Raw genomic sequence first — 22,218 nt, 5'->3', positions numbered from 1 at the left:
GTGAGACGGCTGTTAAGATGGAAGCTGTTTTTCTTCTTAAAGAAATATGAACTTCGTGCTTAAATGTTCTTAAAAAATGGCATTTTTGAAAAGGATTATTTCTAAAAGGCCTTTAAAAGTAGTATCTTAAGAACGTAAAAATTTAATCATGGAAAAGAAGAAAAAGAAAGATAATGTACTGCCAATCAAAGATGCTTTTAAAGTGCTGGGCTATATTTTTGCAGCTATTCTAATTTCGGCCTGCTCGGGAACACATCAATTTCCTACTTCTGAAGTATTGCCGGCGGCAGAGGCAAAGGTGGATATCAATCAAAATGAGAATCGCAACTATGAAATTGAACTGGAGGTTGAGAACATTGCTCGCCCGGATAGACTTACTCCCTCCCGAAATAATTATGTGGTCTGGATGGAAACCAAAGATCACGGAGTGGTCAATCTTGGAAACCTACGGATTAACAGTAAGAACAAGGCCTCTCTGGAAACGGTCACTCCTTACATCCCGCTACGGATTTTTATCACCGCAGAAAATGGACGCAACGTAATGCGACCTTCCACACAAGTGGTTCTAAACTCCGGAAATCTGAATATTGATTAAGATTTGCTGAAAAACCATAAATTAAGAAAGGCTGTTTGAAATGTCATTTTTGACACTTCAAACAGCCTTTTTTACTATGAATTTATACAAGTATTCTATTCCTCTCTTGCCGCTTCCACTTTATCTGAATAGCGTTTTGCAAGTTCCGTTTGATGACTTTCAAGGCTTATATCCCGTCCCTGGATAAATGCTTTTGTGAGTTTATTAGTCCTCATATCCAGCGCATCTCCTTCGCTGATAAAAAGCGTAGCATCTTTCCCTTCTTCCAGGGTTCCAACCTGCTGGTCTATTCCCAGGATCTTAGCTGTATTTAGCGTGATCATCTTCAAAGCTTCTTCTTTTTCAACACCGTGGGCAACAGCCGTTCCTGCATAAAAAGGAAGGTTTCGGGTGTTCATTCTTTCCATTCCGCCGCTAGTTTCAAGCGCAACAAGAACACCTTTGTCATTTAAAAGCTTTGCCATTTTATAAGGCAAATCATAATCTTCATCATCAAGGTTTGGCGTTTGGTGAGGACGGGTAATAAGAACCGGAAGCTTATGTTCCTTAATTTGATCGGCTACTTTAAATGCATTGTAAGCACCTACCAAAACCACATTTTCAAGACCCTGGTCTTCTTTGAAATTCAGAATGTCAACAATTTCCTTTTCCCCATCGGCATGGATAAATACCTTTTTCTCTCCGGTAAAAACCTTTTCCATCGCTTCGTAAGGCAGGTGTGTTTTTGAACGTGGTCCTGCTAAATAAGCTTTGGCATTGGTGAAAAAATCTTTTACTTCCTGTGTTTCCTTAGTGTAGCCATCGTTAGGTTTGATACCGGGCTCTTCGCCTGCCCACCATCGGCCACGTCTAAAACTATTAGGCCAGTTGATGTGGAGACCATCGTTCTCTTTCATTGTTGCGTCTTCCCAGTTCCAGGCGTCAAATTGCACAATAGAAGAGGTTCCTGAAATCCTTCCGCCTCTTGGAACAATTTGCCCAATAAGAACTCCGTTTGGGCGCATGCTTTCCACAACTTTACTTTCGGCGTTGTAGGCAATGATACTCCTTATATGAGGCAGGAATTCTCCTAACTCGTCTTCATCATCGGTTTGTCTTACCGCGTCAATTTCTACCAACCCCAGAGTGCTGTTGGGCGCAATGAAACCCGGATATACGTGTTTCCCTTCTGCCTGAATCACAGTTCCGCGGTAGGGCATTTTCGTGGAATTTGCGTCGGCAACGGACCTTATTTTACCGTCTTCAAGAATGATAAGACTTTTTTCAATTACTTCCCCGTTGCCAATATGAGCTGTGGCACCTACAATCGTAACTGCTTCAGTTTGTTGTGGCGCCGGAGTTTGCTGTGCATGCATGCTTCCCGCCATGAGCAGAAATGCAAAAAGTACTGCTGATTTTATATTTTTCATCTCGTCGTTTGCTTTTATAAATTAAAGAGAATTACAATGAAATTCTTCTTTTTTAGTAGATTTTACAGGCTGCGTCTTTACACCTTTGTTCTTGGCTTTCAGCATTTGGGTTGCCAGTAAGTTCTTTTGAATTTCAATTTCCTTTCTCATTTGTTCATCTCTCTCAATATCGAAATAAACGGCTCCTTCAATCATTGTTTTTTCAGCTTTGGCATATACCGAAAGAGGACTGTCTGACCAAAGAACCAGATCTGCGTCCTTGCCTTCTTTAATACTTCCTACGCGGTCGTCAATGTGCAGTAACTTCGCCGGATTTATAGTCACAAATTTCCAGGCTTCTTCTTCAGAAACATCTCCGTATTTGATACTTTTTGCAGCTTCCTGGTTCAGGCGGCGGCTCATTTCAGAATCGTCACTGTTAATGGCCACGGTTACTCCAGCATTGTGCATGATAGAAGCATTTTGAGGGATTGCGTCATTCACTTCGTATTTATACGCCCACCAGTCAGAAAATGTAGATCCGCCGGCACCGTGTTCAGCCATTTTATCGGCTAGTTTATAACCTTCTAAAATGTGCGTAAAAGTATTAATGTTGAACCCAAATTGCTCTGCAACTTCCATAAGCATGTTGATCTCGCTCTGTACATAAGAGTGGGCGGTCACAAAACGTTCCTGGTTCATCACTTCAATAAGCGTTTCCATTTCAATATCTTTTCGATAGGGTTGCCCACTGTTCTTTTTCTTTTCGTATTCTTTTGCACGTGTGAAATAGTCAACAAAAACCTGTTCTACACCCATTCGCGTTTGAGGAAACCTTGACTGACTATCCCAGTTAGCCTGCTTCACGTTTTCTCCAAGTGCGAACTTGATGTATTTTGGAGAGTTGTCAATGATCATTTCTTCAGGAGATGATCCCCATTTCATCTTCAAAATGGCAGAACGCCCGCCAATAGGATTTGCCGAACCGTGCAGTAACTGCATCGTCGTCACACCCCCGCCAAGATTTCTGTATATGCCGATATCGTCGGGGTCTACCACATCTTCCATACTTACTTCGGCAGAAGAATTATGTCCTGCTTCGTTCACACTGGATGCTGCAATGTGCGAGTGCTCATCAATGATTCCGGCGGTGAGATGTTTGCCGGTGGCGTCAATAACTTTTGCATTTCTGGCGTTGAGGTTTTTACCAACTTGGGCGATTTTTCCGTTTTTCACGAGAACATCAGTATTTTCGAGGACTCCCGCATCTTCACTGGTCCATACTGTGGCATTTCTGAAAAGAATATTTTCCTGCTTCGGAAGTGTTTCAAATCCGTAGGCTTTGTTCGGGAAAGTAACTGGTAAAACTTCCGGTTGTTCTGTTTCCTTGTCTTCTTCAGAATCTTCTGAAGCTGTCGCCGTTCTGGTTGCTGAAAAAGTGGTTTGAGTACCATCTTCTAAAATGGCTTTTCCATGGAACTTTTGTGAATTCTGAGGAATTCTGGCTGTAAGCCTTATATATGCTGTTTTTGTAGTGTCTGGCGAAGAAAGTAACAGGTTTAGCCAGTTGTTCTTATAGTTCACCTCTGAACCTATTTTTGCATCTCCGCTAGTTATCTCTGCTGAAGGCTTGGCAGGTTCTCCCGTGATCTTCATCTCATAGGTTTTTCCGGCTACAGAAACATCATAAGTACCTTTAAGGTTTACAGTGTTCATATCTTCTATGACAGACTTTCTACCTTGAACCCAGTTTTCGTAAAGTGTGGTTTCCTTATCAAAATAGTCGCCAGATGTGATGATGAAATTTGCCCAGGCACCTTCTTTTATGGTTCCCAGTTTATTTTCCTGCCCCATAAGTTTTGCCGGAACTAGTGTTAAAGCCTCCAGCGCTTTCCTCTTGTCCAGTCCGTATTCAATGGCCTTTAAAAGGTTGGTTTTGAATTCATTTTCAGAGCCGTAAGCGGTAAGAGTAAACGGAATGCCTTCTTCTGCCATCATTTTAAGATTTGCAGGTGCCTGGTTCCATTCTTTCATATCTTCAAGGCTGGCAAAGTTCGCCTGGTATGGATCTTCCAAATCAAAAGGTTTTGGAAAGGTGAGCGGCACAATATAAGTGGCATTTGAGGCCTTGATCGCTTCAAGTCTTTCGTACTCATTTCCTGTACCTGCAATGACGTACTGGATGTTGAATTCATCTCCTATTTTATCTGCGCGAAGTTCATCAAGAAGATTATCGGTCGCGAAGATTTGAACAAGATTCTTATTTCTGTTCAAAGCTTCAAGGGCTAGATCTTTGGTGTCACTGTTTCCTTTAGAATACCAGTCGGCATCGAGATAGGTCTGGCGTAATAAAGCCATGGCACCCATAATAGAAGATGGATAAACCTGCCTGGATTTTGCGCTTTTGTCAAAAGAAAGGTATTGAGCAGATCTTTGGTTAAGAATGCGGTCTCCTTCGGTTCCTTCGGAATTTAGCGCTACGAGCATTCCGGTGCCGCGAATTATTCCGTCGGGCATGTGTGTATTAACGACTCCAAATCCTAATTTTTGAAGTTTTTCGGCTTCCGAAGTATTGAATTTAAAATTTTCTAAGGCAGTAGTTTCTGGCCGAATGTGATCGTTCCAGTAATATCCCTCACGAGAAGCATCGTACTGCGGATTTCCACTATATGCGCTTCCGCTGCTTCTCTCAGGTTTTTCAATTCCGAAGCTGGTGAAAAGATCAATAAAAGATGGATAAACTTCCTTTCCTTCAAGATCAATTACTACACTGTTGTTAGGAATCTTAATGTTTTTACCGACTGCCGTGATCTTACCATCCTGTACCGCAAACATGCCGTTATCTATGGTTTTGGAAGGATCTACGTGAATTTTGGCATTTTTGAATACCGTATAATTGGTATTCACCCCGGCTTTCACACCGTCGTTTTTTGGAAAATACTCCTGTGCCTGCAGGCTTAGAGAAGCGCAAAACAAGGCGCAGAACAAGAACTTTAATTTCATAAAATTGGTTTGGCTAAAAGGGTTGAACTAAATAAAGTCCGGAAGTTAACAAATTTTTAGTAAGATTTCCTGTTGAAAATGCCCTTTTTAAATAGTTCAGGGAATCTTAAAGCTGATTTTCCTCCTGAAAATAATTGACCAGCAGTGCCACCACATAACTGTAACTTTTCATTCCTCCCTGCTGCGCATTTGCTTCTAAAAAGCTGTTATAGAATGCCATGAACAGCGGTTCAAATGGATTTTTATGAGCTAACCAGAATTCCTGTACTTCGGCGTAGTTCTTTCTTATTCCAGGGTTAATTTTCTCCACAAGCTGCTTTGCCAGCTCGGGTTCTCTTCTGTAAAGTTCGTTCATGCAGTAACTTAGAGCAAAGGTGTATCCCGAATATTGAAAATAAATATCTGGATGTCTCATGGTGGCAAGGCAGGCAATGAAATTGGCTTCATTTTCTGCAGCAAAACCCAGCTGGTGTCCCACTTCATGGCTTGCGGTTGTGGGTATCTTGAATGGAACGATCACCGTGTTCACCTGCCCTTCATTAGTAAGCGGGTTCAAATAACCGTTAAATCCCATATAAGAAAGAGGAACGCTGTATAAGGACCTTTTTAGGCTGCTGTGGTTGTAGGCGAGTTCTGGAAAATCTGTTTGTAGGTTTTCAAAACCGGCCAAGGTAAGAGCAAACAATTCATTTTTTGAGTATGGAATATCCACTTTTACGGTATCATTTTCGGTGATGGAAAAATGTATTTCGTTTGATCTTTTTACCAGTATTTCGGTTAATTGATGTAATTCCTCAGTAGAATATTTATGTGCGATCTCCAGGGTTTGGTGCAGGGGAGGCCGATAATAATTCAGGCCCCAGAAGATATTAAAGCAGGCATAGATAATCGAAAAAGTAGCGAGGGCTTCGAGCAGCCATTTAAGAGGCTTTCTAAACCTGTGCTTAATTCGAATTACCAGCCATCGAATTATAAGAACGACAAGGGCGGCATACAAAAGGTCGCCAAGAGAAAAAGGCAAAAATCCCAATCCCATTCTCATAAGGGAAGAGGTGTGAGGATAAATGCCCTTACTGTACCATTGCTCTACAAGATGTGGATAACCGGCCAGCATTCGTATAGCGATCACTTGAACAGGTAATAAAATGGCAAGAATTATAGCGGTTTTTTTCTTCACCTCCCAAAAATACAAAAATCGGCTTACGGCAAGCAAGAATGTTTCCACAGGTCTTACTTTAAAAAACCAGGAATATTATTTAAGCTTAAAAGGAACTTATATCTTTGTTTAGAATCAAAAATAAATCAAAATGAGCAACGAAATAAGAGCTTTGGAACCAAAGCAACTATGGAATAAATTCGCCGATCTTAACGCGGTGCCCCGTGCTTCGAAAAAGGAAGAACGGGTGATAGAATTCATGAAAAACTTCGGAAATAAGCTGGGCCTTGAAACATTGGTGGATGCTGTAGGAAATGTGATAATCAAGAAACCTGCAACTCCGGGAATGGAAAACCGTAAAAAAGTAGTGCTTCAGTCTCATTTGGATATGGTTCATCAAAAAAACAACAATTCAAATTTTGATTTTGAAAATGAAGGCATCAAAATGTATGTAGATGGGGATTGGGTCAAAGCAGAAGGAACCACTTTGGGTGCAGATAATGGCCTGGGCGTGGCGACGATCATGGCGATCCTGGAAAGTAATGAAATCCCACATCCTGCGCTGGAAGCTCTTTTCACGATAGATGAAGAAACCGGAATGACCGGTGCAATGGGGCTCGAGCCTGGCATGCTGGAAGGGGAAATCCTTCTTAATCTCGACACCGAAGAAGATGACGAAATAGGAATTGGATGTGCCGGTGGTGTAGACATTACGGCAATCAGAAACTATAAAGAAGAAGCAGTTCCGGAAGAATCAACAGCCTACAAGATCGTGGTAAAAGGATTAAAAGGCGGACATTCGGGAATGGATATCATCAAGGGCCTTGGAAATGCAAATAAATTGATGAACCGTTTTCTTTTTGATGGGTTTGAGAAGTTTGGGCTTCGTATCGCTGAAATAAATGGCGGCGGATTACGAAATGCAATTCCGCGGGAAAGTGTAGCAGTTGTTACCATAGATACTCTTCAAAAAGAGGATTTTCAGAAGGAATTTCAGAAGCTTCTGGACTTGGTCAAAGAAGAGTACAAAACTCTTGAACCGAATTTGGATGTGGTCATTTCCGAAGTAGAACTGCCGGGAAAAGTGATGGAATTGGGCGTGCAGGAGTTATTTGTCAAGGCAGTTTATGCCGCGCACAACGGCGTGTACAGAATGAGCCCGGAAATTGAAGGTTTGGTGGAAACCTCTAATAACGTAGCCCGGGTAGAACTCAAAAATGGCAAAATTGAGATCCTTTGTTTAACACGTTCCTCGGTTGAATCTTCAAAAATGGATCTTGCGAACAGTCTTCGTGCAGGATTTGAACTGGCAGGTTTTGAAGTGACACTTTCCGGGGAATATCCAGGGTGGGCGCCAAACAGGAATTCTGCTATTTTAAAAGTGCTGGATGAAATTTACCAGGATATGAACAATGAAAAGGCAGAAATCGCTGCATGTCATGCGGGGCTGGAATGTGGAATCTTAGGTAAAAATTACCCCGAAATGGATATGATCTCTTTTGGCCCAACAATTCGTGGCGCACATTCGCCAGATGAACGAGCAAGCATATCATCGGCCCAGAAGTACTGGAAGTTTGTGTTAAGAATCCTACAGGATATTCCGGAGAAGAATTAAAGCTTCGGAAAAGTTTAGAAATACAAAGGCTGCCTAAAAAGTCTGTTTTACGTCAACCTGAACTGGTATCAGGTTCTAATAATTCCGAAGATTGGAATGTTAAGATTCTGAAATAAATTCAGAAGGACGTATTTGCAGCTTTTTAAGCAGCCTTTAATCTGTTGTATACCTTATTCAGGATTTATTGAGCTTCTACTGCTTCAACTTCAAAAATTAGATCTGCATTTGGTGGGATCACTGGAGACGCACCGCGTTCTCCATATCCAAGGTGAGCAGGAATAAATAAAATTGCTTTGTCACCAGGATTTAATTGTTCAACACCTTCCCTAAAACCTGGAATTACACGTGCCCCGGGTCCTACTTCTACCGGCATTGGGCTGTATCCGTTCATAGCTTTTCTTTTTTGGTTGAACAGGCCGTATTCTTTTGAAAGTTCTTCAATATTGGTGTCAAAGATCTCTCCCGTGCTAAGATAGCCTGTGTAGTTCACTAAAAGAGTGTCGCCGGCAACAGGCTTTTGTCCTTCTACATCTTCGATATAGTAAATTTTCAACCCGCTTTCAAGTTCATTGGCTTCGGCTTTGCGTTCTTCAAAACGTTGTGCATTTGCCTTAATTTGCGAAGTCATTTTCTCTTCCTGAGCTGCAAGTTCTTCTTCGTATTGCTGTAATTCAGATTTTAATACTTCAGCAGCGTTGAAATTCTTGGCATCACTTCCTTTTCTAATGATGTTCACCTCTTTCATCACCACGTCATCCACGGGTTTATCACCTGCAGCAGTTTCAACAGATCCTATGGCTTCCACCACATCCATGCTCATTACTACTTCTCCAAATACGGTATGGATTCCGTCAAGCCATGGAGTTTCTTTTAAGGTAATAAAGAACTGGCTTCCGTTTGTGTCTGGTCCCGAGTTGGCCATTGATAATATACCTGCTGAATCGTGTTGTAAAGAATCTACGATTTCATTCGGAAATTTATAACCGGGTCCGCCGCTTCCTGTTCCCGTAGGATCACCTCCCTGGATCATGAAATCTTTGATCACCCTGTGAAATTTTAAGCCGTCGTAAAATTCTTTTCCCTGGTTCAGGGAATCTGTCATTTCGCTGGTTCCTTCTGCAAGAGATACGAAGCTGGCCACGGTCATAGGAGTGGCTTCATAAAATAATTCGGCTACGAAGGTTCCATGGGTGGTTTGAAATTCAGCGTACATGCCGTTTTCCAACTCTGGATATTCCTCATTGCATGCCGTAAGCGAAAATAAAATGCTGCATAAAAATAAAATAGATGCTTTTCTCATAGTTTTAATTCGTGTTTGTATTGCTTTCTTTTTGGTTGATGGTATTTAAAGTAACTGTAGATCTCAGCGGGACATGACTGCCAATGCGGTCTTTATCTCCATAGAAACCGAAGGCTTTGTGTGACGGAAAAAGAAATGTCACAGTTTCGCCTTCGTTCATGAGTTTTAAGCCTTCTCTTAATCCTGAGAAAAGCTCTTCCTGGTCCATAACGTAAGTCCTGGTATCGAGTTCTTCTTCAGAATAAATTGTTTGCCCGTCCAGGGTTTGTATGTTATAGTCAAATTCCACCACGTCACCAAATCCCGGTGTTACTGTGGCGGTTGTGTCTTCTTCCTTGTAATAGTACCAGAAGCCATTGGGCGAGGAGATATAGGTATTGGTACTGTCTATAGCGATGATCTCCTGAATGCGATCTTCTTCTGCGGCTACTATTTGCCGGTTGCGCTGTACAGAGGCATCAATGTATGAACCTGTTTTTTGCATCACCGGCCGGCGTGCTTCGGGCGATTTGCAGGATAGAATTCCCAAACCAACGAAAAGTAAGGCAATCAATTTTTTCATTTTGACAGACTTGTTTTGTATTCGGGTAAGATACTAATAAATTTCTCCACGGTTTCCTGCAGGGAAAGTTCACTTTTACCTCCTGCAGCGTTGGTATGTCCACCACCGCTAAAGTGTGTTCGGGAAAATTCATTTACCGAAAAAGTACCCTTGGAGCGAAGAGAGATCTTAATTATATTCTCCGCTTCGTTTTCAATAAAGATGGCAGCAAATACGATGCCTTCCAGGGAAAGCCCGTAGTTAACAAAGCCTTCCGTATCTCCCTTTTTGAAGTTATGCCTGTCCAGCTCTTCCTGTGACAACGTAATATATGCTGTGCGCAGGCCTTCTACAATTTTCAAATTATTTAGGGCTACCCCCAAAAGCTGAAGTTTGCTGTAGGTATTGGTATCATAAATATTTTCATGAATTGTTGTGTTGTCAGCTCCTTTTTCAATAAGATCGGCAATTACTTTATGCGTAAGACTTGTGGTGGACCTGTATCGAAAAGAGCCGGTATCGGTCATGATTCCGGTGTATAAACAGGTTGCTATTTGCGGCGTGATCTTATTTACATAACCCAGGTGTTCCATAAAATGGTAAACCATTTGGCAAGTGGAGCACATTGTGGGATCACTGTAAGTGATGTTCGCATAATCTCCCGGCTGTTGGTGATGATCTATCATTACAAAAAAAGAATCGGCGGCTTCCAGGCTTTCCTGCATTTCGCCAGCTCGGGAAAGATGGTTGAAATCGAGCGTGAAGATCGCATCAGCTTCTTTTATGTATTCGTTTGCACGCTCCCTGTTATTTTCATAAATAAGAATATCTTCCTGGTAGGGCATCCACTTCAAAAAATCTGGATAATTGTTGGGAGAAATAAGTTGTACATGGTGCTCCTGGGCTTCCAGGAAAAGTTTTAAGGCCAGCGTGGCTCCCATTGCGTCTCCATCGGGTCCTTTGTGTGGTACGATCACTATTTTCCTGGGGGTTCCCAGGAGTTCCTTTAATTCTGAAATATCTTCATTCTTCATAAGCGGCGAAGTTACCTAATATTTCAGGATTGCGAAACGGGAGAATTTGAAAATGTAAAATTCACCAGGAGATTTTGTGAAAGGATAAAATTACATTCAGGTAACATTGGGTTTCTTACTTTTGATCTTTTAAAAATGCCATTTATGAAACAGTTTCTTACTCTATTTTGCCTCATCGTGCTGTTGAATTCCTGTACTTCTTCCAAGAATTCTACAGGCTCATCTATTGAAAATACTACCGCCACTTCTAAAAAGGCCGATTTTACCATTGCTTTTGGAAGTTGTAACCGGCAGGATCTTTCACAGCCACTATGGGAACCAATTATCGCTCATAAACCTGATGTTTTTATTTGGGGTGGAGATAATATTTATGCAGATACTGAAGATATGGAGAAACTTGAAAGAGAGTATCAACTTCAGAAGCAAAATGAAGGCTATCAAAAACTGGTTTCAAATACAAATATTCAGGCTACCTGGGATGATCATGATTATGGGCAAAACGATGGCGGCAGTTCCTGGGAATACAAGAAAGAAAGTCAGCAGGAATTTCTCGATTTTTTAGAGGTACCGCTTTCTGATGCTCGAAGGAGTAGGGAAGGAGTGTATCACAGTAAAACGTATGAAAAGGAAAACGGTAGTGTAAAGATCATTTTGCTGGATACCAGATATTTTCGGTCTGCGCTAAAAGCAAGTGCAAAGGAGGGGAAAAGATATGATGCCGGAGCTAACGGAACCATTCTGGGAGAAAAACAATGGACTTGGCTGAAACAGGAATTGGAACAGAGTGAAGCAGATTTTAATATAATTATGAGCAGTATCCAGGTGCTTTCGGGGGAACACGGGTTCGAAACATGGGCTAATTTTCCGAAGGAGGTATCAAGGCTTCAGGATTTGATAGCTTCAACAACAGCCAAGAATATAGTGCTGCTGAGCGGTGACCGTCATATTTCAGAATTTTCCAGGAAAGAAATGCCGGCATTAAATTATCAACTGGTAGATTTCACCTCCAGCGGCCTTACGCACAGTTATTCAGATTTTTCAGGAGAACCGAATAAATACAGAGTAGGGGATGTGGTAAGTGATTTGAGCTTCGGGTTACTATTATTTGATTTCGAAAATAAAAAGATCAGGATGCAAATGCGTGGCAAGAAAAATGAAGTGCAGCAGGAACTCGTTCAGAACTTTTAAGAAACACAACTTGTAGAGAATAACGGAAATAGATTTGCGGGAACTCCTCAATTGTCTATTTTTGCCAAAAATTAAAATTGATATAATGGCAGGAAACAGAACTTTCACCATGTTAAAGCCCGATGCAGTTGAAAAAGGACACATTGGAGCAATTTTAGAGCAAATCACTGCTTCTGGGTTTAGAATCGTAGCATTGAAACTTACTCAAATGACTCAGCGTGATGCAGAGACATTTTATGAGATCCATAAAGAGCGTCCCTTCTTCGGGGAATTGGTTGAATTCATGACCCGCGGTCCTATTGTGGCTGCCATTCTTGAAAAAGAGAACGCAGTAGAAGATTTTAGAACACTTATTGGAGCTACTAACCCTGAAGATGCTGCGGAAGGAACTATTCGCAAGAAATATGCAGAATCTGTAGGAGAGAACGCCGTTCACGGAAGTGACAGTGATGAAAATGCTCAAATTGAAGGTGCTTTCCATTTCTCTGGAAGAGAAATGTTCTAATATTAAGCATTAGAAATAAATAAAAAACCACCCTTTCGGGTGGTTTTTTGTTTTACAAAAATACATCGAAAAAATGCCATTTTAGAACCTGTAGCCTGTAGAAAATTGAAATGCACCCTGGTGAATATTGATATCATACCCTAATACATTTGAGTAGTCAATATGGCTAATGTTGTTGATTCCCCAGTAATAGGATGCACTAAAAAACAACCCCATTTCAAATTGATAACCTACACCGCCGTTTAAACCAAAATCAAAAGGATCTAACTGATCTTTCACATCATTTTCGACAGATTCATATTCATCTTTGGCAGAAAGTAAAACGGAAAGTTGCGGTCCGCCATAAACATTTAAGCCTTTATATACATAGAACTTTGCCAACACGGGAAGGTTTAGGTAATCATATCGGCCTTTGGCCTCGAGATCTTGATTTTGTTGCTTCGTATAACTTTGCTTGAAATATCCCAGCTCTCCGGGAGGATCAATTGGTATGTATGCAATCGTTGTTGTTGCTCCTTGCTGTGAATAAAGCGCTTCTACCTGTAGTGCAAATAAATTGCTAAAGCGAAGTTCGCCAAAAGCACCGGCGTGAAAGCCAGTGCGGCTTTCTGTGATTTCATCTACAGGGGTATTCGAAGAATGCAAATTTGAAATGTTTAGTCCTCCTTTTACTCCAAAATTAATTTCCTGTGCTTTAACAGAGCCAAAAGTCAAGATTGAAAGGAATCCGAGCAGTAGGTGTTTTCTCATTGTTTAAAAATTTTCGCTAAAAATATTATTTTCTGATAAATAAAGAAGACAAACAGGAAAATTCCTGCTTTTCTTTCAAGCAATAAGTGAATGGGAAAGTATGCTTTCGGAATTTAATTACTTTCTGCTTTTCCGGTCATTGCAACAAAATTTACCAGGAGCAGTGTTTTTTCTTTAAATGAGTCTTTACCGGTCTTTTCCAGTAAAATCAGCTTCTGGCTATTTTCGCCAACAGGAGCGAGTAATTTTCCACCAATTTTTAATTGTTCCTTTAAGGGGTTGGGGATACTGGCTGGAGCAGCAGTGAGAATAATGGCATCAAAAGGTGCTTTTTCGGGCCAGCCGGCAAATCCATCGCCCTGGCGGGTAGTGATGTTTGGAACTTCAATTTTTGGAAGGCTTTCTTCGGCAAGTTTTGCCAGCCATTCAATAATTTCAACGCTGTATACGTGTAAAGCAAGCTTTGATAGAACTGCAGCGTTATAGCCGCAGCCGGTTCCTACTTCCAAAATGGTGTTTTTAGGAGATATTTCCAATTTTTCGGCCATATAGGCTACAATATATGGCTGGCTAATCGTTTGATCTTTTCCTATGGGCAGCGGGCGATCTTCATAAGCATGAGCTTTCATTTCTTCAGGAACAAAAAGTCTGCGATCAACTTCCTGCATCGCTTTAAGCACTTTTTCATCTGAGATTCCCCTGCTTTTAAGCTGTTTTTCTATCATTTCCTCCTGCGTGACCATAAATTACAAGTTAAGTGTTTGGTACTTAATTAAATATAATAATTATGAAATGTACAATGTGCTGCGTGGAAGAAATTTTAAGTGGCAATTCTGTGCCGATAGACCGGCGAAAAATAATGTGTCTAAATGCCATTTTTGGAACTGCAGTTTAGAAGCTTTTTCGGAAAAACAGAACTTAGAAATTTTATCGTAAAACCAGCTTTTTGACTAGTTCTCGTCCCAGCTCCTGGTTAAGCATTTTGATGATCTTCTCTTTTCCGTAGCTAAGTTCCTCCCTGAGAACAGATGAGCTTAGCTGCACATATAGCGTATTTCTTTCAAGCTTTAAGGCGGTGGTATATTTCTCAATAGCCGGACCCATTTGGCTGTTCCACACTTCCCTTACGTGAACTTTATCAAGTCCTTTTTGAAGTTTGTTGTCTTCTACGAATTCCTGCAGGGCTTCGCTAATGCTTAAATGTTCATTACTTCTCCTCGCCATAATCTTCAGTTAAATAGGGGCTAAATCTTTTGTAAGTGTAGATGGTCCCATATTGGTTTAACAATTGTATTTCGTCATCTTCCGAAGAAAGCAAAGTTTCTTTCCAGGAATCATATGGGGTCGTATAGTACAAATTTATGCTGTCATTTTCAATTTGCACTGATAATTCTTCGGAATTTTCTGTGCTTATAAAACTGCCGTCCAGCTGGGGCTTTACCTTCGTGCGAAAACCCGCACCATCTTTAATTTCGATATAATCCACCATTTCACTGAACCTGTATTCCGTAGGATTCTCATTTTCCTGTTCCACAGATTTAATTTCCCAGTACCCGTTGAGGTTTTGAATTTTCTCTTCTGAAGTTTGTGTATTGCAGCCAAGGCTGAAGATGAATAGAAGAAAAAGAAAATTTACCTTTTTCATAGTTCAAACATTTTATAGGATTGATTTGTGCCTTTAACAACTTTTTCTGTCCGGTCGCCATGAGTGTCACTAATAAAAAGCTGCCCAAGTTGATCTGTAGCCACAAGATCTACGATGTGAGCGACCCGGTTCTCATCAAGTTTGTCAAAAATGTCATCTAAAAGGAGGATTGGTGAGACCTTGTTGAGATCTTTGATAAAATCAAATTGCGCTAATTTTAAAGCGATCAAAAATGATTTTTGTTGTCCCTGCGAACCGAATTTCTTTACAGGATGGCCTTCAATTTCGAAATTAAGATCGTCTTTATGGGTACCCACACCAGTATATTGTAGGGCCATATCCTTTTGAAGGTTTTCTTCCAGGAGAGCGTAAAGCGGTTTTTCCTGTAACTGACTTTTATACACAATGTCCACTTGTTCCTTCTCGTTACTTATAGACGCATACCTGTTCCTAAAGATAGGAATGAAGGTTTCCAGGAATGATTGTCTTTTCTTATAAAGTGTACTGCCAAGTTCTTCCAGCTGCATATTATATATTGATAGGGTATCACGATCAAAACTATGATTGGCGGCAAAATATTTTAGAAGAGAGTTGCGTTGAGACAGGATCTTGCCGTAGTCTATTAGGCTGTTGAGGTAAAGATTGTCACCTTGTGAAATGACGCCGTCAATGAACTTTCTTCTGGTTTCGCTGCCTTCAATTATTAAATCACGATCTGCGGGAGAGATAATGACTGTGGGAATAAAACCTATGTGTTCGCTGAATTTTTCGTAAGGTTTATTGTTCCTTTTAATTACTTTTTTCTGTCCTTTTTTAGCGCTCACAAGAATATTTTCCTGCCGGTCTAATTTTTCAAATTCCCCTTCCACCACAAAAAAATCGGAGTTGTGCCGAATATTCTGACTGGTGATTGGGTTAAAATAACTTTTTCCGAAGGCGAGATGATAGATGCTATCCAGTACGTTGGTTTTACCGACTCCGTTATTGCCAACAAGGCAATTTATTTTAGGATCAAAATCAAAGTTTGCCGATTCGAAATTTTTGTAATTTAAAAGTGAAAGGGATTTTAGTTGCATAAAAAGCTGTGATTCAGCATTTTGAAATTATTCTTCTTTAGAGTGAACTGCTATCTTAATGAGGGCAAATTAGGATAAATAAACAAATATTTTCCCTTTTAATTTTCAATAAAAATTCTATTTTTGCCGTTCAATTAACATTTTTATGGCAACGTACAAGAAAAGAGGATATAAACCTGAAAATAAAGAAGAGCAGCAAAATAAGGTTGAAGACGAATCTACAACTGCAGAAGTATTTAACACTTTAGATGAAGGTGCCGGTAAAACCGAAGCCTGGGTCGCCAAAAATCAGAAATATATATTTATTATTATTGGTGCTGCAGCTATTATTATATTGGGATACCTTGCTTATAATGAGTTTGTGCAGGAGCCAAAAGAAGCCGAAGCAGCTAACGAAATGTTCCAGGCGCAGATCTATTTTGATTCGGCCCTAGATGCTACTGGAGCAGAAAGTGATTCTCTTTATAACCTTTCTTTAACGGGAGGAGAAGGAAAATACGGTTTTCTTGATATTATAGATAATTATGGTAGCACAAATGCAGCAAATCTTGCAAGATATTATGCGGGAATGGCCTACTTGAGCACTAATAATTACCAGGAGGCTATCAATCAGCTTGACGATTTTGAGAGTGATGATGAGGTAATTGCGCCATTGGCAAAAGGAGCATTGGGCGATGCATTTATGCAGCTAGAGCAGCCGGAAGAAGCTTTGAATTACTATGAAGAGGCTGCCACTATGAGAACAAATGAATTTACCACTCCTAAGTTTCTTCTAAAAGCGGCTATTACTGCACTTTCTCTTGGAGAAGGAGAAAAAGCTGAAGAATACCTGACCAGGATAGAGGATGAATTTCCAAATTCATCTCAGGCAGACATGGTTGCTGGATATCTTGGACAGGCACAGGCAATGCAATAATTTAAAGTATGGCTACCGAAGGTAAAAATCTTTCAGAATACGATAAGAACAACATCCCAAACGCGAAGGAATTCAGGTTTGGGATTGTTGTTTCAGAATGGAACGACAACATCACTGAAGGCTTATTTAAAGGTGCTTTTGAAGCCCTTCGTGATAACGGGGTACTAGAGCAAAATATCGTGCGTTGGAATGTTCCCGGCAGTTTTGAACTGGTTTATGGCTGTAAAAAGATGCAGGAAACCTATGATATGTTTGATGCCGTCATAGCTATTGGAAGCGTGATTGAAGGGGAAACTAAACATTTTGATTTCGTATGTGAAGCCGTTTCTCAGGGGATCAAGGACCTTAACGTGCATCAGGATATTCCTGTGATTTTTTGTGTGTTGACAGATAGAAACATGCAGCAGGCAATTGACAGGTCTGGCGGGAAACACGGCAACAAAGGAACTGAAGCTGCTATTGCAGCTATTAAAATGGCAAAACTACGGCAGGACGCTCGCCTGTAGCCTTAATTCTTGTAGCGGCATTGTTTTTGTTGTAGTTACTTTTATGACGGGAAACTTCTGTTTCTTGTGCATTTTAAGTAAATTTGAGTTTCCACAATTAAAGAAAGAGCATCTTGAAAATCAATCTATACAAAGCCAGAAAAAACGCTCGATATAATTATACTCCGCGGTATTATAAAGGTAAGGACGCGGGGAATATTTATGAATTTAATTCAAAATTCCATAAGTATAAAGAGACGACCAATGCTATAGATTTTGGTTCTCAATGGGCAGAAGCAAGAAACAGCAGTCGTAACAGGGGAAACCGCGAAATCAATACGCGCGTTTTGATCATTATAGCTATTCTAATCCTTATCTTCCTTTGGATCATAGATTTTGATTTGTCCATCTTTATGACGCCGAATTAAATGACTGATGTTATTCATCTTTTACCCGATCATGTTGCGAATCAAATTGCTGCGGGAGAAGTGGTGCAGCGGCCGGCTTCAGTTATTAAAGAACTTCTTGAGAACAGTATAGATGCCGGGGCAGGGCAAATCAAGGTCATCATAAAAGAAGCGGGTAAAACCCTTATACAGGTGATTGATGATGGAAAAGGTATGAGCCTTACTGATGCCAGGCTTTGCTTTGAAAGACATGCGACTTCTAAAATTCACGCAGCAGAAGATCTTTTCAGTTTGAAAACCAAGGGGTTTAGAGGGGAAGCACTGGCTTCTATTGCGGCAATTGCTCATGTTGAACTAAAGAGCCGGCAGGAGGATGATGAAGTGGGAACCTGTATTAAAATTGAAGGAAGCGAAGTAACTTCCCAGGAGCCTGTGGTAACTCCCGTTGGAACTTCCATATGCGTAAAAAACCTGTTTTATAATATTCCTGCACGACGTAATTTCCTTAAAAGTGACTCTGTTGAAACAAGACATATTATAGATGAATTTCAGCGGGTTGCTTTGGCGCATCCTGCTATTCAGTTTTCTCTTTTTCATAATGGGAGTGAGATGTTTCAATTACCGGGAAGTAATTACCGGCAACGGATTGTCAACATCTTTGGAGGTAAGACGAATGAAAAACTGGTGCCTGTAGAAGAAGACACTGAAATCGTGAAAATCCATGGTTTTGTAGGAAAACCGGAATTTGCAAAGCGCAGCAGGGGAGAACAATTTTTCTTTGTGAATGACAGGTTCATAAAAAGCCCTTACTTGAATCATGCGGTAGTTGCGGCTTTTGAAGGCCTTTTGAAAGACAAAGCATATCCCAGCTATTTTTTATACCTGGAGGTGGATCCAAAGAGTATTGATATCAATATACACCCCACCAAAACTGAAATAAAATTTGATGACGAGCACGCGTTATATTCTATTCTGCGGAGTTCTATCAAGCATAGCCTGGGGCAGTTCAATGTTGCGCCGGTATTAGATTTTGAAAGAGACCATACATTTGATACTCCTTATGAATTAAATAAAAAAGAAGTAACTGCACCAAAAATTGAAGTGGACAGGAGCTTTAACCCGTTTAAAGAAAACAGCGGTGGCTCTCGTGGTTCTTCATCGGGATATAGAAAGGAAAATACCGGCGGAAGCTGGGAAAGCCTCTATTCAGGACTGCAGCAAAAGGAATCTGGAGCAAGTTCATCTGAACTGCAGCATGTTGAATTCGAAAGCGATGAAGTGACAGGAAATCTTTTTGGTTCTTCCGCAGAAAAGGAGACGGGAAATACCACTTTTCAGCTGAATAAGAAATATATTGTCAGTACTCTCAAAAGTGGTATTTTGGTGATAGATCAACACAGAGCTCATACGAGAATTCTTTATGAAGAATTACTTAAAAGTATTACCGTAACAGCAGCCGTAAGTCAGCAGCTGTTGTTTCCACTAATGTTACAGTTCAATTCTCAGGAAATGTCGCTCCTAAAGGAATCAAAAGAATCTTTGGAGCACACCGGGTTCGTATTTTCTAAATTTGGAAAGAATTCTGTGGAGATTACGGGTATTCCCACACTTATTTCTGAAAGCGAAGTAGCGATCTTGCTTGAACAGCTTCTCTCAGACCTTGAAAATGAGGTTCCGGAGAGTAGTTTTTCCCAGGCAGATGTCCTCGCAAAATCTTTGGCAAAAGGAATGGCTGTAAAATCTGGTACTGTCTTGAACAACCTGGAACAACAAAATATTTTGAACAGTCTTTTTGCGTGTAAAGAAAGCACTTTAACGCCATATAATAAACCAGTCTTTATCACATTGACTGTAGACGAATTGGATAAAAAATTCATGTAATGGGAAGAATTACAGAGACTGTAAAGGTCCTTTTGATCATAAATATTATATTTTTTATTGGGGCTTATTCTTTGGGGCCACGGGCTGTAGGTTGGTTTGGGCTTTGGTTTTTTGAAAATGAAAATTTCGCTGTCTGGCAACTGGTTACTCATATGTTCATGCACGGCGGCTTTATGCATATTCTTTTCAATATGTACGCGCTCTGGGCTTTTGGCAGCCCTATTGAGCAAATTCTAGGACAGAAGAAATTCCTGTTTTTTTATTTTTCAGCGGGAATTGGTGCCGCAATAATTCATACTTTGGTAAATTATTACCAGGTAGAAACGGGTTATAATGCTTTATTGAATGCCGGAATGGATCCGCAGGCAATTCAGCAGATGCTGGAAACAGGACAATATTCTACCGGTATTTTAAATTCTGTTTCTAAAGAAGTGTTGACAGAATTTTATACCGCTTTTAATACTCCGGCAGTAGGAGCTTCAGGGGCAATTTATGGAATCCTGGTGGCGTTTGGAATGATGTTTCCAAATGTGGAATTATTTCTTTTATTTGTTCCCGTACCGGTCAAAGCGAAATATTTTATTCCTGCTTTGATCGCGATCGACCTGTTTTCCGGATTTACCGGTTACTCGTTGTTTGGTGGAGGAATTGCCCATTTTGCGCACGTGGGAGGAGCTTTATTTGGTTTTATAATGATGTGGTACTGGAAAAAAAATCAGTTTAATCAAAACCGCTGGGATTAATGAGAATGTCCAATAATTTCAGACATAAAATTAATACGGCAACGGTAAGCGAAAAGTTGATTGCCGTGAACGTTATTGTGTTTGTTCTTTTCTTCCTGTTCAGGACGCTGGCTTTTCTGTTTCAGTTTCCAGATAACTTTTTGCTTGAATGGTTTGTGTTTCCGAAAGAACCGGGTGAATATATTCTTAAGCCTTGGTCCATCATTACCTATGCGTTTTTGCACAGCGGCATCTGGCACATCCTGGGGAATATGCTTATTCTTTATTTTTCAGGAATTTACTTTCTGAATTATTTTTCAGGTAAAAAGCTGCTGAACTTTTACTTCCTGGGTGCCATTTTTGGAGCCCTGGTCTATATGTTGAGTTATAATTTGTTTCCGGCATTTTCGGGGCTGGGAAGATCTTATTTATTGGGAGCTTCGGCTGCAGTAATGTCGGTCCTGGTGGGAATTGCTACTCATATCCCGCACATGAGAGTTAGGTTACTGCTATTAGGTAGTGTAAAATTCTGGTGGATCGCGGCATTTTTGGTGATCCTGGACATTGTACAAATTCCCATAAGCAATCCCGGCGGGCATTTAGCTCACCTGGGTGGTGCTGCTTTTGGATATATCTATGCGACCCAACTGGGAAAAGGGAATGATTTTGCCTCTGGTTTTGAAAAGTTACTGGACTGGTTCAGCTCTTTGTTTGGATCATCTTCGAGTAGGTCGAACCGGGGGAGAAGCAACCTTAAAACCGTGCACCGGAAAAAGAATTCAGGGACAAACAGTTCCTTTGCCTCTCCTACCAGAAATAAGAAAGAAGAACAGGCAAAAGTAGATGCCATTCTTGATAAGATAAGCAAAAGCGGTTACGACAGTCTTACAAAACAGGAAAAGGATTATTTATTTAACGCCGGAAAAGAAAACTGATGAAAAATCTCCGCTGGTTTGACAAGTTTTTATTCCTGTTAAATTCGCTTTTCGCGGTGGCGCTTTTATTTTCCTATCTCCTTCCATTTATTCCTCCTAAGACATTCGCAATTCTATCTGTCCTGAGTTTGGCGGTTCCTATGTTGATCCTGGTAAATCTACTTTTTTTTGTTTACTGGGTGCTTCGGATGAAAAAGCAGTTGCTTTTGCCTTTGATCGTTCTTTTAATAGGATTTAATCATCTCACTTCCATCTATGAATTTTCAGCTTCAGAAGAAGATGAATTGGTAGGAGGAATTACTTTTTTGAGCTATAATGTTCGACAGTTTAACCAGTTTAGGTGGAGCGAAGAAAAAGATATCCCGCAAAAACTTTCAGCCTTTATCAAAGAACAGGATCCCGATATTCTTGCCATGCAGGAATATTACAAGGGAGAGCTGGACATAGCGATGGAGTTCCCTCATAAATATATCAAGCAGAAGGAGGAAAGTGCAGAATTTGGACTTGCGATCTTTTCAAAATATCCCATTGTCAATTCCGGCTCGCTTAATTTTTCCACCTCCAGTAATAATAATTCTATCTATGCAGATATCGTTATAAATAATGATACTGTTAGAGTGGTGAATGTGCACCTGCAATCCTTTACGGTGAAACCCAACATGAACAGGCTTGATTTGGAACAGGAGGAATCCAAAAGGGTTTTAAAAGGTATGGGACAAACCTTTGTAAAGCAACAGGAACAGTTAGAGAGAGTTATGGATGTTGTGCGGGAAAGCCTACATAAGGCAGTAATTATGGGAGATTTTAACAACACTGCTTATTCCTACATTTATAGAGAAATTAAATCGCTTGGTTTTAATGATGCTTATAAGGAAGAAGGAGATGGGTTTGGCCGTACCTTTGATTTCGATTATTTCCCCCTTAGGATTGATTATATTCTTCCGCAGGAGGGGATTGAAACTGTATATTTCACAAATTTCGATGTTCCCTATTCAGATCATTATCCAATCAAAGCAGTTCTTAAAATTGAGCCTTCAAAAATGTGATTTTATAAATATTTTCTTGAAGCTTAATTT

22 protein-coding genes are annotated in these 22,218 nt (G+C 40.4%); 11 read left to right on the top strand and 11 right to left on the bottom strand.

From position 1 onward, the window contains the following. Window positions 1–148: 148 nt before the first annotated feature. A complete protein-coding gene (locus tag ACOV1Q_RS11160; RefSeq protein ID WP_424494477.1) occupies window positions 149–595 on the top strand; it encodes a hypothetical protein in 447 nt (148 codons plus the stop codon). A 95-nt stretch (window positions 596–690) separates the two neighbouring features. Here ACOV1Q_RS11160 and ACOV1Q_RS11155 read toward each other — a convergent pair whose 3' ends face one another. From ACOV1Q_RS11155 to ACOV1Q_RS11145, 3 genes are all read right to left on the bottom strand, one after another. After that, on the bottom strand, window positions 691–2,004 hold the full coding sequence (locus tag ACOV1Q_RS11155; RefSeq protein ID WP_424494476.1) for an amidohydrolase family protein: 1,314 nt from the start codon (window positions 2,002–2,004) through the stop codon (window positions 691–693). 21 nt (window positions 2,005–2,025) lie between these two features. Further along, window positions 2,026–4,986 carry an amidohydrolase family protein gene (locus tag ACOV1Q_RS11150; protein WP_424494475.1) on the bottom strand — a complete coding sequence of 987 codons (2,961 nt, stop codon included), beginning with the start codon at window positions 4,984–4,986 and terminating at the stop codon, window positions 2,026–2,028. A 106-nt stretch (window positions 4,987–5,092) separates the two neighbouring features. After that, window positions 5,093–6,211, bottom strand: coding sequence for a DUF3810 domain-containing protein (locus ACOV1Q_RS11145; protein WP_424494474.1), 1,119 nt, complete (start codon window positions 6,209–6,211; stop codon window positions 5,093–5,095). A gap of 82 nt (window positions 6,212–6,293) precedes the next feature. Between ACOV1Q_RS11145 and ACOV1Q_RS11140 the strand changes: the two genes are divergently transcribed. Then, window positions 6,294–7,757 (top strand): aminoacyl-histidine dipeptidase, encoded by a 1,464-nt coding sequence (locus ACOV1Q_RS11140; protein ID WP_424494473.1) that lies wholly within the window; start codon window positions 6,294–6,296, stop codon window positions 7,755–7,757. 181 nt (window positions 7,758–7,938) lie between these two features. Here ACOV1Q_RS11140 and ACOV1Q_RS11135 read toward each other — a convergent pair whose 3' ends face one another. From ACOV1Q_RS11135 to ACOV1Q_RS11125, 3 genes are read right to left on the bottom strand one after another with little or no spacing between them, the layout of a single operon-like run. Then, window positions 7,939–9,057, bottom strand: a complete 1,119-nt coding sequence (locus ACOV1Q_RS11135) for a peptidylprolyl isomerase (RefSeq protein ID WP_424494472.1) — start codon at window positions 9,055–9,057, stop codon at window positions 7,939–7,941. A 4-nt stretch (window positions 9,058–9,061) separates the two neighbouring features. Continuing rightward, window positions 9,062–9,619, bottom strand: coding sequence for a gliding motility-associated peptidyl-prolyl isomerase GldI (gldI, locus tag ACOV1Q_RS11130; protein WP_424494471.1), 558 nt, complete (start codon window positions 9,617–9,619; stop codon window positions 9,062–9,064). Beyond that, a complete protein-coding gene (locus ACOV1Q_RS11125; RefSeq protein WP_424494470.1) occupies window positions 9,616–10,632 on the bottom strand; it encodes a DHH family phosphoesterase in 1,017 nt (338 codons plus the stop codon). Before ACOV1Q_RS11125 ends, gldI begins: the two co-directional genes overlap by 4 nt. A 144-nt stretch (window positions 10,633–10,776) precedes the next feature. On the opposite strand from ACOV1Q_RS11125, the gene ACOV1Q_RS11120 reads away from it, so the two are divergent. Together ACOV1Q_RS11120 and ACOV1Q_RS11115 are read left to right on the top strand one after the other, a co-directional pair. Beyond that, window positions 10,777–11,820: an alkaline phosphatase D family protein gene (locus ACOV1Q_RS11120; RefSeq protein ID WP_424494469.1), complete on the top strand. Its 1,044-nt coding sequence runs from the start codon at window positions 10,777–10,779 to the stop codon at window positions 11,818–11,820. Window positions 11,821–11,905: 85 nt separating this feature from the next. Next, window positions 11,906–12,325, top strand: coding sequence for a nucleoside-diphosphate kinase (locus tag ACOV1Q_RS11115; protein WP_424494468.1), 420 nt, complete (start codon window positions 11,906–11,908; stop codon window positions 12,323–12,325). An 81-nt stretch (window positions 12,326–12,406) separates the two neighbouring features. Here ACOV1Q_RS11115 and ACOV1Q_RS11110 read toward each other — a convergent pair whose 3' ends face one another. The 5 genes from ACOV1Q_RS11110 to recF form a co-directional block, all read right to left on the bottom strand. After that, the gene (locus ACOV1Q_RS11110) at window positions 12,407–13,075 is read right to left on the bottom strand and encodes a porin family protein (RefSeq protein WP_424494467.1); all 669 of its coding nucleotides are present in this window, start codon (window positions 13,073–13,075) and stop codon (window positions 12,407–12,409) included. A 113-nt stretch (window positions 13,076–13,188) separates the two neighbouring features. After that, entirely contained in the window at window positions 13,189–13,818 is a 630-nt protein-coding gene (locus tag ACOV1Q_RS11105; RefSeq protein ID WP_424494466.1) for a protein-L-isoaspartate(D-aspartate) O-methyltransferase, read from the bottom strand. A 184-nt stretch (window positions 13,819–14,002) separates the two neighbouring features. Beyond that, the gene (locus ACOV1Q_RS11100) at window positions 14,003–14,299 is read right to left on the bottom strand and encodes a DciA family protein (protein ID WP_424494465.1); all 297 of its coding nucleotides are present in this window, start codon (window positions 14,297–14,299) and stop codon (window positions 14,003–14,005) included. Next, entirely contained in the window at window positions 14,283–14,720 is a 438-nt protein-coding gene (locus tag ACOV1Q_RS11095; protein WP_424494464.1) for a lipocalin family protein, read from the bottom strand. Before ACOV1Q_RS11095 ends, ACOV1Q_RS11100 begins: the two co-directional genes overlap by 17 nt. Beyond that, window positions 14,717–15,796 (bottom strand): DNA replication/repair protein RecF, encoded by a 1,080-nt coding sequence (gene recF, locus ACOV1Q_RS11090; RefSeq protein ID WP_424494463.1) that lies wholly within the window; start codon window positions 15,794–15,796, stop codon window positions 14,717–14,719. The genes ACOV1Q_RS11095 and recF overlap by 4 nt, the downstream gene beginning before the upstream one ends. A 145-nt stretch (window positions 15,797–15,941) precedes the next feature. Here recF and ACOV1Q_RS11085 point away from each other — a divergent pair, with 145 nt between their 5' ends. The 7 genes from ACOV1Q_RS11085 (at window position 15,942) to ACOV1Q_RS11055 (ending at window position 22,188) form a co-directional block, all read left to right on the top strand. Further along, complete coding sequence (locus ACOV1Q_RS11085) at window positions 15,942–16,712, top strand: tetratricopeptide repeat protein (protein ID WP_424494462.1); 771 nt, start codon at window positions 15,942–15,944, stop codon at window positions 16,710–16,712. 8 nt (window positions 16,713–16,720) lie between these two features. Continuing rightward, window positions 16,721–17,218, top strand: a complete 498-nt coding sequence (gene ribH / locus ACOV1Q_RS11080; protein ID WP_424494461.1) for a 6,7-dimethyl-8-ribityllumazine synthase — start codon at window positions 16,721–16,723, stop codon at window positions 17,216–17,218. A 113-nt stretch (window positions 17,219–17,331) separates the two neighbouring features. Further along, the gene (locus tag ACOV1Q_RS11075; protein WP_424494460.1) at window positions 17,332–17,625 is read left to right on the top strand and encodes a hypothetical protein; all 294 of its coding nucleotides are present in this window, start codon (window positions 17,332–17,334) and stop codon (window positions 17,623–17,625) included. After that, window positions 17,626–19,485 (top strand): DNA mismatch repair endonuclease MutL, encoded by a 1,860-nt coding sequence (mutL, locus tag ACOV1Q_RS11070; protein ID WP_424494459.1) that lies wholly within the window; start codon window positions 17,626–17,628, stop codon window positions 19,483–19,485. After that, window positions 19,485–20,228: a rhomboid family intramembrane serine protease gene (locus tag ACOV1Q_RS11065; protein ID WP_424494458.1), complete on the top strand. Its 744-nt coding sequence runs from the start codon at window positions 19,485–19,487 to the stop codon at window positions 20,226–20,228. The genes mutL and ACOV1Q_RS11065 overlap by 1 nt, the downstream gene beginning before the upstream one ends. After that, window positions 20,228–21,142, top strand: a complete 915-nt coding sequence (locus ACOV1Q_RS11060) for a rhomboid family intramembrane serine protease (RefSeq protein WP_424494457.1) — start codon at window positions 20,228–20,230, stop codon at window positions 21,140–21,142. The genes ACOV1Q_RS11065 and ACOV1Q_RS11060 overlap by 1 nt, the downstream gene beginning before the upstream one ends. Next, on the top strand, window positions 21,142–22,188 hold the full coding sequence (locus ACOV1Q_RS11055) for an endonuclease/exonuclease/phosphatase family protein (protein WP_424494456.1): 1,047 nt from the start codon (window positions 21,142–21,144) through the stop codon (window positions 22,186–22,188). Before ACOV1Q_RS11060 ends, ACOV1Q_RS11055 begins: the two co-directional genes overlap by 1 nt. Window positions 22,189–22,218 lie beyond the last annotated feature (30 nt).

Origin of the sequence: Salinimicrobium maris, assembly GCF_049680855.1 — a bacterium.
Taxonomy (GTDB): domain Bacteria; phylum Bacteroidota; class Bacteroidia; order Flavobacteriales; family Flavobacteriaceae; genus Salinimicrobium.
This window is presented reverse-complemented; position numbering and strand designations above follow the sequence as displayed.